We start from the raw sequence: 12,374 nt of genomic DNA, 5'->3' as shown, positions 1-12,374 counted from the left end.
CCATGGCTTTTCAAATCTTATTGAACTTCATCCTGGCATTTGTCTGGATGTTCCTATCCGTCTCCTTTACCGCTCCTTCATTCATTGTCGGTTATCTCCTCGGCTTATTGATCATCCTGGCCATGAGGCGGTTCTTCCCGGACCGCTTCTACCTTTGGAGGGTATTTGCTGCCATCAGCCTGCTTTTGTTGTTCCTGAAGGAACTGATCAAAGCGAATATAGATGTATTGAAAACGATCCTTAAGCCTAAACTCGATTTCCAGCCGGGGATCTTTGCTTACGAGACCAAGCTGAAAAAGGATTGGGAAGTCACCCTGTTGGCCAACCTGATCACATTGACTCCGGGGACGCTGGTGATGGATGTTTCCATGGATAAGAAGATCCTCTATGTGCATGCCATCGATCTTCCCGATAAAGACGCGGTCATCGATGACATCCGTAACTCTTTCGAAAAAGCTATCATGGAGGTGAGCCGCTGATGCTTGAGATCATCATCCGTATCACTCTGATCTGTGTGTCCCTTTCCATGCTGGGACTCATTTACCGGGTCATCAAGGGGCCAACCATCCCCGACAGGGTAGTGGCATTGGACGCCCTAGGGGTAAATCTGATCGCCATCGTCGCACTGGTCTCCATGCTGATCGATTCCGATGCCTTCTTAGAAGTTATTCTATTGCTCGGAATCCTTGCCTTCATCGGGACAGTGTCATTCTCCAAATTCCTTGAGAAAGGAGCGATCATCGAACGTGACCGAAATCGTTAACTATGTCATCGGATTCTTTCTTCTTGCAGGTGGATTCCTTAGCCTTGTGGCATCCTTCGGAGTGCTGAGGCTTCCGGACATCTATACACGGAATCATGCGGCATCCAAAAGTGCCACGCTCGGAATCATGTGCATCTTGCTAGGAACATTCCTTTATTTTTATATCGTACACGGCATCTTCAACTCCAAGGTCTTACTGGCCATCGTGTTCATCTTTGTCACAGCGCCGGTCGGTGGTCACCTCATCGCTCGTGCGGCCTATCATTCAGGGGCAAAACTCTGGGATAAAAGTATACGTGATGACTTGAAGGAGAAGGAGAAATATGACCGGCAACATCCATAAAAAAAAGCGAAAGCCATCGTTTGACGGCTTTCGCTTTTTCATTTCCCGATATATGTAACAAACTCACTGACGGGCTTCCGGTAGCCCCGGGGTTTTCGACTCTCTCTCTTTTCCTTCCCCATTGAGATCATCATGACGACTTCGTACTGATCCTCTATCTTCAAGATTTCCTTGATCTTTTCCGGATCGAAGCCAATCATGGGACAAGTATCCCAGCCCTTTTCCTTGGCAGCAAGCATGAAGACCATGGAGGAAAGGGACGCATTACGGATGGCTTCATCACGCTGGAACCCAATTCCCTTCCCTTCATAGAAGGCCGTGGTATTCTCGACCATACCGGAGAATTCCTCTTCATTCACGATTTTCAGCATCTTCAATCCCCGGTAAATTTCTTCTGCTGACTTGTACGCTTTTTTATCCCCCAGGAGCAGGACGACCGCTGAAGCAGAACGTACTTTATGCTGCCCCATGGCTGCACCCTGCAGCTCCTCCTTCACGTTCTCGTCTGTTACGACGATATACCGCGTATGTTGAAGGTTGAACGCGGATGGAGAAAGCTTCACCAACTCAAAAATATCGTTCAATTCGTTTGTTTGAATCGGATGATCAGGAAGAAAATTCGATGCCGAGCGGCGCTCTTTCATCAGTTCTGTAAAACCGGCCATGCTTCCACTCCTTCAGTTATCTTGAATTCAAGATAACTATACAGAATAGGCAGAATATTGTCAAATCTAACCATAAGAAAACCCCCGTCTCCGGGAGCTCTCCTTATTTCTGATAAAGATGATTTTCAACCGATCCATCCTCTTTATACACCACAAGTGTGCCGGAATGATCCGTTGCATATCGCTTTGCCCGCTCCAACAGCTTTTCCTTCGTCTCTTCCACCATGATGGCGCGCTCTCCTTCGGCTTTTTTCAGCTGCCAGCCATCATCATGGACAGTGACGTGATATTCTGCCTTATCGGTTTGCGTACCCTCCTCGGACTTGTGGGCCCGATCCGTGGCTATGGCAATCGCCCTGCCCTCTTCATACCCTTCATCAAGCAGGGCATTTCCAATCTCGATGGCTTTATTCCGGACATCAGACGGCAGATTCTTCAGTGATTCAGGGTAATCTTGTTTTGACCAGCTCATGTTCATACCTCCGTAGTAAGTGGGATTGTTTATCCTTTTCCCCCACCAGTCACGGTTAAACGTTCTTTTTTGGTACCACGGCCATTGTACAGCGTGACACACAGATGAGATCGTCTGCCTCGTCCGTGATCTTGATGTCCCATACCATGGTGGTTCGTCCCTGGTGCAGGACGGACGCCGTCGCTGTCACCTCACCGTCTTTTTTCGCCTTGATGTGATTGGCATTGATCTCGAGACCGAAGCATATCTCTTTATCGAGATCGATCAGTTCCACAGCCCCGACGCTTGCGACGGTTTCTGCCAGGGCGACGGATGCTCCTCCGTGGAGGAATCCAAAAGGCTGCCTCGTCTGCTCATTGACGGGCATCGTCGCCACGATCCTGCCTTTTTCTACCGTTTTGAATTCAATTCCCAGTGCACTGATCAATGTGTGATCAAGTTTCATATTCCTTCACCCCTTCCCCATACTCTTCGACCTCGCGAGTCAAAATCCTTTATCTGCTCACTAGGTCCAGATTCAGCCTATCACAAGGTGGCAGGAAGATGAATGAATAAATGCAGTGCCTCTTTCATACGTTTACGTAGATGATGTCAGAGAAAGGAGTGTTTCTCGATGTACCGTTTCCATCCTTTCCATGGGAACAGACCGTCGCCTCAATCGTATATGAACCAGCAGCGGGTGCTCCCTGCAACCGCCCCCGATATACTAATGGCTTCGGCAGGGAAGACCCTTAGCTTGATGGACGATGCCAAATTGGTTCTCGGGCGCATCAACAGCTCAAGGGAATTTGCCTCTAAGCTGATGACCGCCGCTCAACAATCCAATCTGCCTGAAGTACATAAATTACTTCAGACAATCCCGACGCGCGTACAGCCGGTCGTATCCTTCAATCCTGATGGTGTGAGATTCGTATTTGATGAAAAATTGGGTCAGGTGGATTGCTGTCATTTGATTGTATCCGTCAAGTGGAATGAGTTTTGAAAAGCCGAAGGAAGCCGGAGATCCTGCTTCCTTCGGCTTTTTCCATACAGTTGATCCAGAGGAGGGTGCTTTCTCGATTTCTACAAAAAAAGAACCTCCGAAGAGATTCTTTTTTAAAAGATCATGGCCGCAATCCAACCGAAGGCCACAAGAGGGATGTTATAGTGCAGGAATGTAGGGACACATGTATCCCAAATGTGGTTGTGCTGTCCGTCTGCATTCAAACCGGCAGTCGGCCCCAGTGTGCTATCCGAGGCAGGTGAACCGGCATCACCGAGGGCCCCGGCCGTCCCAACTATGATAATGGTAGCAAACTCACTGAATCCTAGCTCCATGCAGAGAGGAACAAAAATCGCTGCAATGATTGGGATGGTGGCGAACGATGATCCGATCCCCATTGTGACAACCAGCCCGACTAGGAGCATCAGAAGGGCAGCAAGGGCTTTATTCCCACCGATGGCATCGGCTGTTCCCTTCACCAGGGATTCTACATCACCGGTTTCCGTCAGTACGGCTGCAAACCCGGAGGCTGCAATCATGACGAATCCAATAAAGGCCATCATCTTCATTCCATCGTTAAGGAGTCCATCTGCTTCCTTCCAGTTGACCGCACCCGACACATACAGGACGGCGATACCAGCAAGTGCTCCGAAAATCATGGATCCGAGCAGGAGCTGGACCGCAAGTGCGGCAATGATGGAGATTCCGGCAAGGATCATCGCCCGCTTACTGTACTCGACCTCCTCTTCCACCACTACTTCCTTGGACTCATCATACTGGCGTGGTTTACGATAAGAGAAAAATACGGCAATCAGAAGTCCTAGAACCATCCCGCCTACTGGAAAGAGCATGGCTTTCGGAATATCTCCCATGGAGATGGCCATTCCGCTCCTGTCCATATTCTGTGCAATGACCTCGTGGAACTGAAGTCCGAAACCGACCGGCAACAGGATATAAGGCGCCGTCAGTCCGAACGTGATGACTGTGGCGATCAGACGGCGGTCGATTTCGAGCTCCGTCATCACCTTCAGGAGCGGTGGAATCAAAATCGGGATGAAGGCGATGTGAATAGGGATGACGTTCTGAGAGAAACAAGCCATGATCAGGATGGCAAACACGATCAGCGCCTTCGATAGCTTCTTCTTCTTTGAGTCCCCGTTCCGGCCGACCATCTTCAAGACGAAATCAACCAGTAAATTCGGGATGCCTGTATAGGAAATCGCTACAGCAAATCCCCCCAAAAGGGCATAGCTCAGGGCGATATTGGCTCCTCCGCTAATTCCATCGGAGAAGATGGTGACCGTTTCATTCAACCCCAGGCCTCCAACTAACCCGCCTGCAAGCGCCCCTGCAATAAGGGCAAAAACTACATTCACACGCAGTAAGCTAAGTATGAGCATGATGAGTACGGCAATGACGACTGCGTTCATAATAATGTCCTCCTTGAATCTATCTTCAAATTGCTTTAGTCTGCTAAATTGGTAGAGTGATAAAACACGTTTTCTACTTTATCAACATAAAGGCTGTTTGTCAACGGTTATTCCTCTCATTATTCTTCCCTCTTTCTTGGCATACGAACCTGCTGTTGAGAGCCGTACGCGCGCTTATATCAACCCATACAAAAAAGACCGACGATTGTCGGCCTTTTCTTGTATTATTTCGCAGGTTCAAAGGATTCCACCATAAGGGCAAGGGTACGGACCATCACGCCCGTGGCACCGGAAGGCCCGAGGTCATATGCTTTGTTGGTCGTAGCCGTACCGGCGATATCAAGATGCACCCATGGAGTGCCTTCAGCAAATTCCCCTACGAATCCGCCTCCCATGATCGCATGCCCGGCGCGGCCTGGAGAGTTGTTCAGATCCGCGATCTTGCTGCTTCTCACGCGCTTCTTATCCCCTTCTGTGTAAGGCAGCTGCCAGATGAACTCGCCCGATTCAGCTGAAGCAAGCAGCACTTGCTCAAAGAATGCTTCGTTATTGGTAAGGGCCCCTGTCTTATCTTCACCCAATGCAACGATGACTCCTCCTGTGAGCGTCGCGACATCCACAAGATAATTTGCGCCGTGATGCTTTGCATAGGTCATACCGTCAGCAAGTGCAAGGCGTCCCTCTGCATCGGTATTCAATACTTCGATCGTCTTTCCGCTCATGGATGTGATGACGTCGTCCGGCTTGAATGCTGCTCCGCTCACCATATTATCGGTTGATGGGATGACGGCAATGACATTCTGTTCCGGCCTCGTCTCCCCGATGATTTCCATGGCGCCTAGGACGGCTGCGGCACCACCCATATCCGTCTTCATGCCGACGATGCCATCCTTCGGTTTAAGGGAATATCCGCCTGTATCAAAGGTAATCCCTTTTCCTACAAGTCCGATGACGTCTTCCCATTTCTCTCTCCCTGCATATTTCAGGACGATCATCTTCGGAGGCTCCACTGAACCCTGGTTGACTGCCAATAAAGCACCCATGCCCAGATGCTCCATTTCTTCCTTATCCAGGATCTCTGCCTCGAAATCATATCTCTTTGCAAGCTCGAGCGCATACTCGGCGAGCTTTGTGGATGTCAGCAGATTTCCCGGTGTATTCACTAGGGTCCTTGCCGAGTTGACACCGTTTCCGAATGCCGTACCCACCTGCAGAGCCGTTTGGACTTCCTTATCATCCGAACGTGTGATGAATTCGACATCAGCCGCTTCATAGCCTCGTTCGTTTGAAGATTGTTTATACCCGTGGAAGGCATAAGTCGCCATCGTAAAGGCTTCTGCCCATGCGTGGGCTACATCCTCTGCCGGTACTTCATCTGTTTCAAACGTATCGATCGCGACTGCAAATGAAGTGAGCTTCATCTGTTTGATCTGCTTGGCTGCCGCACCGAACGCTTCTTTCATATCATTGAAAACCGCTTCCTTGGCCTTTCCAAGTCCGACAAACACAATCCGTTTCACGGAAAGCTGTCCCAGCGTATGTACAACGGTGATTTCTTTGGCAGCTGAAGAGATATCTCCCTCTTTGGCAAGCTGGGTGAGATGCCCCCCCATGGCTTGATCAAGCTCTTTCAGTTCTCCTGAAAATTCAGGTTGATTATAGACCCCGACGATGAGGCCACCACCTGTTGTTTCTGTTAAACGTTTACTATTGACTGCATAATTCATTATCCAACACCTCCTCCCCCATTATAGCCCGAGTGAGTGAACATTTCGACTATCTAAGCAAAAGCGTTTGTAAGTTAAGGTTGGGTGGATAAGGGTATGTTATAATGGAGGCAACTCAGAGTATTCAAAACATTAGAAAGGATGGGATGTTTTACCATGGAGATCTTTCATAATTTCCCCCTTTGGGCTTCATTGATTTCCATCTTGTTCGCCCAGTTCGTCAAGGTTCCCATCCAATTCATCGCCACGCGGGAACTCAATTGGTCGCTCATCACGTCGACCGGAGGGATGCCGAGCTCCCACTCTGCCGCTGTCACCGCCCTTTCAACCGGGGTGGCAATCGAAAGTGGAGTATCTTCACCGGTCTTTGCCGTAGCTGCCATGTTTGCCATCATCACCATGTTCGATGCGACAGGGGTCAGAAGGCAGGCCGGTGAACAAGCCATCGTGCTCAATCGACTCATGGGCGACTTCCAGAAGTTCATGACCGATGCCAAAGGCTGGCAGAACAAACCCGATCAGGAAAAACGGAAAGAGCTGAAGGAGCTGCTCGGTCATAAGCCGATCGAAGTCTTCTTCGGGGGGATCACGGGAATCGTCCTTACACTGCTCATCCACTTTTTCATGTTTCAATAGGAGGAATGATCAATGCGCCTCATATCCATATGCCCCAATAATACGGAGCTGATTGATGAGCTTGGACTCACCCCTTACCTCGTGGGGGTTGACGACTACTCCGATCATCCGGAAGCCGTCTTATCCCTGCCCAGGCTCGGCCCCGACCTATCCATCGATATGGATCGGGTCGAAAGCCTTCAACCCGATCTTGTCCTTGCATCGCTGAGCGTACCGGGAATGGAGAAGAATATCGAGGAGCTGGAGAAACGGGGCATTCCCCATCTCACCTTGAACCCTCAAAGTTTCAACGATATAGGCGATGATCTCCTTGCCATCGGTCGCGCCTGCGGTATGAAAGACTCTGACGCTTTGACTAAGCGAGGGCACTTCCTCCAAAAAGTCGAAGAACTGAAGGCCATCGGCCAAGGCATCACCAATCGCCCTTCTTTGTACTGGGAATGGTGGCCGAAGCCCGTCTTCACACCCGGCAGGACGAACTGGCTGACGGAGCTGAGTGACATGTGCGGGGCCGTAAACCTCTTCCGTGACGTCGAACTGGCGAGCGTCCAGACAGACTGGGAAGATGTCCTGGCAAGGGATCCTGATTATATATGCCTCGCCTGGGTAGGTGTGCGGCAGGATAAAGTAAAACCCGACCTGATCAAAAAGAGACCGGGCTGGTCCTCCTTGAAGGCCGTTCAGGATGAGCGCATCCTCGTACTCGAGGAAGCCCTCTATTGCCGGCCATCCCCACTCCTGTTAAAAGGTGCCGTCAAGCTTGCAAAAATCCTGCATCCTGACGAATACGCCCATATGTAAGCTGAGAAATCCATCATTCTAGCACAAAACAAAACCGGCAGGAGCCCCTGCCGGTTTTGCCTTTATTCATTCTTTCTCAGGTGAAAGGATCTGATCCCTGAATACCTGCATGGTTTTATTTTCATTCAGCTTGGTCAACTGTTCTTCTGTCAGCTTACCTGAACCCTCTTCGATGATATATACATCTAGGGTTTTCTTCCCCCATTCCGCATATACCTCATCGACCGTGTCATAGTACAAGTCGAGCTTGTTTCCTTTGATGGCACTCCCAGTATCGGCGACCACGCCGAATCCATAGTCAGGGATATAGAGGACCGTTCCGATCGGAAAGACCGTCGTGTCTGCTGCAATGGTCGAATAAAGGTCACGTTTCACTTTGACGCCGGAGTATGTAATCCCATAGCCAGGATGGCCAGGATTCTTCCCGGTTGACTCCACCCCCGCCGTGTAGCCCGTGGCGACGACGGTATGCTTCTTATATTGATTCCAATCCAGCCCGTTCAGGGTGACCGGCTTGTCTTTCACAGGTTTACTCGATGAAATCTGGGTTTTGGTACTGCTCACTTTCTTAAGGATTTTTGCTGTCATCCCTAATTGATTGATCTCATGTTCCCCGCGCCCGGCGTTCTCCATCTGGGTCTCCCACCACGCTTTAAGGGTTGCAGCCTTGACACCTGATACCGATTGGAATGTCGTCTCAAGGGCAAAAATGAACAAAAGGACCATCAAAAGTCGTTTGCTCCAATTCTTAATCATGTATACACTCCTCCCACCCTTATTCCTTCCCATCCTGGAGGGCATGTATTCATAAATTGATAAAATAATCGAATTATCTCAAAAATTGGAAGTAAAAAAGCCCGCTCTCCGGAATTCACCCGGACGAACGGACTGTTTTAAAACATTCGATATCCCTTTGATCTCAATATCCTCATGACGACTCCTGAAAGGACCGCCCCTATTAAACCGCTTCCAAGAATCAACAGATCGGCTGAAGCCAAATGACTGATCCTTCTCCCTAGTTCAGGGAAGGCTTCCCCGGCGTTTCTGAAATAGTCGATGAAACGCACTTCATCCACGATGAAAATGACGATGATCGGATAGATGATGGTCATGATCCATGTCATTCGGAGCAGCATATTAAGCAGAAAACCGATTCCGAAAAACAGGACAAGAAACAGAAGCATTGAAATCAAGATGACGTGTATTGGCATTTCCCCACCCCCATCTAACACTGGCTCCATCGGCAAATTACACCTGTCGTAGGAGCCAAACACTATTGTTAAGTGTACTGAATGTTGATGGAAGCGTCAATAAGTCGAAGGAAAATTTCGACATTATTCACAAAATCACCACAACTGGTGGACTATTTTTGCTTGCCGCTTCCACTGCAGCAAGGACAGGTTTCAGATCCGCCCAATACCAGCTGGAAATATCCTTTTCCCGAACAATATTCACATGATTTGGTCTTCGTTGTACCAGCTCTCATCGAATCTCTCCTTTGATTTCTTAATTTTCTGATAATATATCATCTTTTCCGATCCATGAAAAGGTTCCTATGAGGGGATGTACACCGAAGAAAGCGAATACATTTTATGTTTACTTTAAATATCTCAATATTTCAAAAAGTTTGTAAGCTTCTTTCACAAAAACCTTTCCTTGCTGGGAGCGTTCTATTTCATGCCTTTCCAAATCGTCCATTTATTCTTTTCTTCCAGTAGATTGAGTTCCTAGAACTTATGTATAAACGTTTCTACACAAAAAAAAGCGGAGCATCAGCGCTCCACTTTTTTCAGCCAATCGGCTTAGAAAAATTTGAATTTCCCTTTTTTGAATACGAGTGATGGTCCGCCTACCATGAAGAGTGAACGGTTATCGATCACTTTTTTCATGAATGAAGCTTTCACACCAGTCAATTTCTTACCGTAAACAACACCGATTGCATCGTCTTCACCAAGTGAGCAGACGGTACCTTTGATGTCCGGCTTGAAGTTTTCCAACTGATCTTTACCGTGAACAAGTGCTGCGATGTTGCGCGCACAAGTTTCCCCTTGCTGCATGGCGATCTGTGCAGTTGGAGGATAAGGGCGTTCTGTTTCTTCGTTGATCATGAGTGAACAGTCACCGAGGACGAAGATATCGTCATGTCCAGGTGCACGAAGATCAAGGTTGACTTTGACACGGGCACGCATGTTTTCGATGCCTGATTTCTCGATGAGCGTGCTTCCGCGCACGCCGGCTGCCCATACGATGGTACCGGCTTTCAGTTCCTCGATTTCATCTTCGCTTTTCGCAATGAGGACACTGCCTTCTCTTGCTTCTTTAAGCGGAGTTCCGATCGAGAATTCCACGCCTTTCTTCTCAAGTGCCGCACGAGCGTATTTCACTAGTTCCGGATCGAATCCAGGAAGGATCATCGGAGCAGCTTCCACACAGACGATGCGTACTTTCTTCTGATCGATATCGTACTCTTTGCATAGCTCAGGGACACGGTTACCAAGCTCACCTAGGAACTCGATCCCTGTGAAACCTGCACCACCGACGACGATCGTCAAACGCTCATCGTTGATTTCGCCTTCTGCTTTGTACGTAGCGAATTGAAGATCGATATGGTCACGGATCTGACGTGCACCATTCACATTGGAGATCGTGAACGCATGCTCGTGAAGACCTTGGATACCGAATGTTTCAGCTTCTGCACCAAGTCCGATCACAAGGTAATCATACTCGACATCACCCTGGTCCGTTACGACTTTCTTCTCAGCTACTTTAATATCTTCAACAGATGCTTGAAGGAAGTTGACCTTGCTAGTATTGACTACACCTTTGATATCGTAGCGTACACGATCATGATGCAGTGTACCAGCTGATGCTTCATGCAACCATGTTGTTTCATAGTGATAATCATTTTTATTCACTAGGATAATTTCTGCGTCATTCGTACCCAATTGTTTTTGAAGACGGGTAACCGTCATCAATCCAGCGTAACCTGCACCTAAAACGACAACTCTTGGCTTTCTCAACTGAATCACATCCACCTTTTATTTAGATTTGTGTAGGATAGTATTAGAATCCTCCACATGATAGGTTTTTATCCCGTAAGTCTCATCCATCTTCTTTTCCCTGGATCGATGGGAATCAAACGGCACAACACCTTTATTAAAACGGTAATGAATAATATAAAGACAAAGGAACAAGAAAGTATGTGACATCTTTCACGAACTAGGACATAAGACCGCGAAAATTGTCATAAATCCTTAACAATACGTCCATATAACATAATATGCTTTTTACTGCGGTTTTTCAAGATATTAAGGCTAAATAATAAACTTAAGAATATTGGAAAAACGACAGTTTTCTCATTCATAAGTCTGAATTATCGCCTGCCCCATTTCAAATCATAGGAAGAATGGAATTGCGTATGATAGAATACGTTATAATAAATGAAATTTCGGAGGGATCGCAAGTGAAGGAAGATCAAAAAGTATACGATATCACGGTCATCGGCGGAGGTCCTACAGGATTGTTCACGGCCTTCTACGGGGGAATGAGGAAGGCATCCGTCAAAGTCATCGAAAGCCTGCCCCAGCTCGGCGGACAGCTCGCCACCCTTTATCCTGAAAAGTACATATATGATGTTGCCGGATTCCCGAAGGTAAAGGCACAGGAGCTGGTCAACAACCTGAAAGAACAGATGTCGAAGTTCGAAACGACAGTCTGCCTCGAACAAGCGGTAGAACAAGTCGAGAAACAGGGCGACGGCTGCTTCAAACTGACGACAGACAAAGAAATCCACTACTCCAGGACCATCATCATCACAGCCGGGAACGGAGCGTTCCAACCTCGCCGCCTGGAACTTGAAGGGGCACTGGAATACGAAGGGAAAAACCTTCATTACTTTGTGGATAACCTTGAATTTTTCCGTGGTAAAAACGTCGCCATCTGCGGCGGCGGTGATTCAGCTGTGGACTGGGCTCTCATGCTCGAACCGGTGGCAAGCAAGGTACAGCTCATCCACCGCAGGGACAAATTCCGTGCTCACGAGCACAGTGTCGAGCTTCTGGAACAATCGAGCGTCGAACTCAAGACCCCATTCGTTCCATCCGATCTGGTGGCAGATGGAGAACGGATCAACCAGCTTGTTCTCGATAAGGTGAAGAGCGAAGAAAAAGAAGTGATCGATTTCGACGAATTGATCGTGAACTTCGGTTTCGTCTCATCCCTTGGCCCGATCAAGGACTGGGGTCTGGATATCGAGAAAAATTCCATCGTGGTGAACTCCCGCATGGAGACAAATATACCGGGAATCTATGCAGCAGGTGACATCAGCACGTATGATGGCAAAGTCAAACTCATCGCAAGCGGATTCGGCGAAGCGCCTACAGCCGTCAACAATGCGAAGGCCTTCATGGATCCAAAGGCACGTGTACAGCCTCTTCATAGTACGTCCATGTTCAATGACTGACATCCTAAGGGCAGCAGGGAATCCCCCTGCTGCCCTTTTTTTGTTTAACCCGGGCGCCTTCGGGTAAAAAATAAGTATGAATCCATTTAGAAA

At 48.4% G+C, this 12,374-nt stretch carries 16 protein-coding genes; 7 read left to right on the top strand and 9 right to left on the bottom strand.

The features are described 5' to 3' along the window. Window positions 1–2 precede the first annotated feature (2 nt). From AF331_RS17455 to mnhG, 3 genes are read left to right on the top strand one after another with little or no spacing between them, the layout of a single operon-like run. Window positions 3–479: a Na+/H+ antiporter subunit E gene (locus AF331_RS17455; RefSeq protein WP_053429329.1), complete on the top strand. Its 477-nt coding sequence runs from the start codon at window positions 3–5 to the stop codon at window positions 477–479. A gap of 47 nt (window positions 480–526) precedes the next feature. Then, a complete protein-coding gene (locus AF331_RS17450) occupies window positions 527–763 on the top strand; it encodes a Na(+)/H(+) antiporter subunit F1 (protein ID WP_412177728.1) in 237 nt (78 codons plus the stop codon). Beyond that, complete coding sequence (mnhG, locus tag AF331_RS17445) at window positions 747–1,106, top strand: monovalent cation/H(+) antiporter subunit G (protein ID WP_053429327.1); 360 nt, start codon at window positions 747–749, stop codon at window positions 1,104–1,106. The genes AF331_RS17450 and mnhG overlap by 17 nt, the downstream gene beginning before the upstream one ends. A 38-nt stretch (window positions 1,107–1,144) precedes the next feature. Here the strand turns inward: mnhG and AF331_RS17440 are convergent, their stop codons facing one another. From AF331_RS17440 to AF331_RS17430, 3 genes are all read right to left on the bottom strand, one after another. Next, window positions 1,145–1,771, bottom strand: coding sequence for a nitroreductase family protein (locus AF331_RS17440; RefSeq protein WP_053429326.1), 627 nt, complete (start codon window positions 1,769–1,771; stop codon window positions 1,145–1,147). 103 nt (window positions 1,772–1,874) lie between these two features. Next, window positions 1,875–2,243 (bottom strand): DUF2188 domain-containing protein, encoded by a 369-nt coding sequence (locus tag AF331_RS17435; protein WP_053429325.1) that lies wholly within the window; start codon window positions 2,241–2,243, stop codon window positions 1,875–1,877. A 55-nt stretch (window positions 2,244–2,298) separates the two neighbouring features. Then, a complete protein-coding gene (locus AF331_RS17430) occupies window positions 2,299–2,688 on the bottom strand; it encodes a hotdog fold thioesterase (protein ID WP_053429324.1) in 390 nt (129 codons plus the stop codon). Window positions 2,689–2,856: 168 nt separating this feature from the next. On the opposite strand from AF331_RS17430, the gene AF331_RS17425 reads away from it, so the two are divergent. Continuing rightward, window positions 2,857–3,225, top strand: a complete 369-nt coding sequence (locus AF331_RS17425; RefSeq protein ID WP_053429323.1) for a hypothetical protein — start codon at window positions 2,857–2,859, stop codon at window positions 3,223–3,225. Window positions 3,226–3,338: 113 nt separating this feature from the next. On the opposite strand, the gene AF331_RS17420 is transcribed toward AF331_RS17425, so the two are convergent. Then, complete coding sequence (locus AF331_RS17420; RefSeq protein ID WP_053429322.1) at window positions 3,339–4,655, bottom strand: Na+/H+ antiporter family protein; 1,317 nt, start codon at window positions 4,653–4,655, stop codon at window positions 3,339–3,341. Between the two features lie 224 nt (window positions 4,656–4,879). Beyond that, window positions 4,880–6,382, bottom strand: a complete 1,503-nt coding sequence (locus AF331_RS17415) for a leucyl aminopeptidase (protein WP_053429321.1) — start codon at window positions 6,380–6,382, stop codon at window positions 4,880–4,882. A 156-nt stretch (window positions 6,383–6,538) separates the two neighbouring features. On the opposite strand from AF331_RS17415, the gene AF331_RS17410 reads away from it, so the two are divergent. Continuing rightward, window positions 6,539–7,018: a divergent PAP2 family protein gene (locus AF331_RS17410; protein WP_053429320.1), complete on the top strand. Its 480-nt coding sequence runs from the start codon at window positions 6,539–6,541 to the stop codon at window positions 7,016–7,018. Between the two features lie 12 nt (window positions 7,019–7,030). Then, entirely contained in the window at window positions 7,031–7,819 is a 789-nt protein-coding gene (locus tag AF331_RS17405; RefSeq protein WP_053429319.1) for a cobalamin-binding protein, read from the top strand. 66 nt (window positions 7,820–7,885) lie between these two features. Here the strand turns inward: AF331_RS17405 and AF331_RS17400 are convergent, their stop codons facing one another. The 4 genes from AF331_RS17400 to AF331_RS17390 all read right to left on the bottom strand — a co-directional run bounded on the left by AF331_RS17400 (window position 7,886) and on the right by AF331_RS17390 (window position 10,839). Beyond that, window positions 7,886–8,575, bottom strand: coding sequence for a 3D domain-containing protein (locus AF331_RS17400; RefSeq protein WP_053429318.1), 690 nt, complete (start codon window positions 8,573–8,575; stop codon window positions 7,886–7,888). A gap of 137 nt (window positions 8,576–8,712) precedes the next feature. Continuing rightward, entirely contained in the window at window positions 8,713–9,030 is a 318-nt protein-coding gene (locus tag AF331_RS17395; protein ID WP_235563709.1) for a YuiB family protein, read from the bottom strand. Window positions 9,031–9,182: 152 nt separating this feature from the next. Continuing rightward, window positions 9,183–9,305 carry a YuiA family protein gene (locus tag AF331_RS22560; RefSeq protein WP_159129969.1) on the bottom strand — a complete coding sequence of 41 codons (123 nt, stop codon included), beginning with the start codon at window positions 9,303–9,305 and terminating at the stop codon, window positions 9,183–9,185. Between the two features lie 316 nt (window positions 9,306–9,621). After that, the gene (locus tag AF331_RS17390) at window positions 9,622–10,839 is read right to left on the bottom strand and encodes an NAD(P)/FAD-dependent oxidoreductase (RefSeq protein ID WP_053429316.1); all 1,218 of its coding nucleotides are present in this window, start codon (window positions 10,837–10,839) and stop codon (window positions 9,622–9,624) included. A gap of 443 nt (window positions 10,840–11,282) precedes the next feature. On the opposite strand from AF331_RS17390, the gene AF331_RS17385 reads away from it, so the two are divergent. Continuing rightward, the gene (locus AF331_RS17385) at window positions 11,283–12,281 is read left to right on the top strand and encodes an NAD(P)/FAD-dependent oxidoreductase (protein ID WP_053429315.1); all 999 of its coding nucleotides are present in this window, start codon (window positions 11,283–11,285) and stop codon (window positions 12,279–12,281) included. Window positions 12,282–12,374 lie beyond the last annotated feature (93 nt).

The organism is Rossellomorea marisflavi, assembly GCF_001274775.1.
Taxonomy (GTDB): domain Bacteria; phylum Bacillota; class Bacilli; order Bacillales; family Bacillaceae_B; genus Rossellomorea; species Rossellomorea marisflavi.
The sequence above is the reverse complement of the archived record's forward strand: the minus strand, read 5'-3'. Positions and strand labels throughout refer to the sequence as shown.

What these genes read in the sequence shown, in the direction of transcription:
- AF331_RS17455 (WP_053429329.1), top strand. Translation starts at nt 3, where the DNA reads ATGGCTTTTCAAATCTTATTGAACTTCATCCTGGCATTTGTCTGGATG.
- AF331_RS17450 (WP_412177728.1), top strand. Translation starts at nt 527, where the DNA reads ATGCTGGGACTCATTTACCGGGTCATCAAGGGGCCAACCATCCCCGAC.
- AF331_RS17440 (WP_053429326.1), bottom strand. Translation starts at nt 1,771, where the DNA reads ATGGCCGGTTTTACAGAACTGATGAAAGAGCGCCGCTCGGCATCGAAT.
- AF331_RS17435 (WP_053429325.1), bottom strand. Translation starts at nt 2,243, where the DNA reads ATGAGCTGGTCAAAACAAGATTACCCTGAATCACTGAAGAATCTGCCG.
- AF331_RS17430 (WP_053429324.1), bottom strand. Translation starts at nt 2,688, where the DNA reads ATGAAACTTGATCACACATTGATCAGTGCACTGGGAATTGAATTCAAA.
- AF331_RS17425 (WP_053429323.1), top strand. Translation starts at nt 2,857, where the DNA reads ATGTACCGTTTCCATCCTTTCCATGGGAACAGACCGTCGCCTCAATCG.
- AF331_RS17420 (WP_053429322.1), bottom strand. Translation starts at nt 4,655, where the DNA reads ATGAACGCAGTCGTCATTGCCGTACTCATCATGCTCATACTTAGCTTA.
- AF331_RS17415 (WP_053429321.1), bottom strand. Translation starts at nt 6,382, where the DNA reads ATGAATTATGCAGTCAATAGTAAACGTTTAACAGAAACAACAGGTGGT.
- AF331_RS17410 (WP_053429320.1), top strand. Translation starts at nt 6,539, where the DNA reads ATGGAGATCTTTCATAATTTCCCCCTTTGGGCTTCATTGATTTCCATC.
- AF331_RS17405 (WP_053429319.1), top strand. Translation starts at nt 7,031, where the DNA reads ATGCGCCTCATATCCATATGCCCCAATAATACGGAGCTGATTGATGAG.
- AF331_RS17400 (WP_053429318.1), bottom strand. Translation starts at nt 8,575, where the DNA reads ATGATTAAGAATTGGAGCAAACGACTTTTGATGGTCCTTTTGTTCATT.
- AF331_RS17395 (WP_235563709.1), bottom strand. Translation starts at nt 9,030, where the DNA reads ATGCCAATACACGTCATCTTGATTTCAATGCTTCTGTTTCTTGTCCTG.
- AF331_RS22560 (WP_159129969.1), bottom strand. Translation starts at nt 9,305, where the DNA reads ATGAGAGCTGGTACAACGAAGACCAAATCATGTGAATATTGTTCGGGA.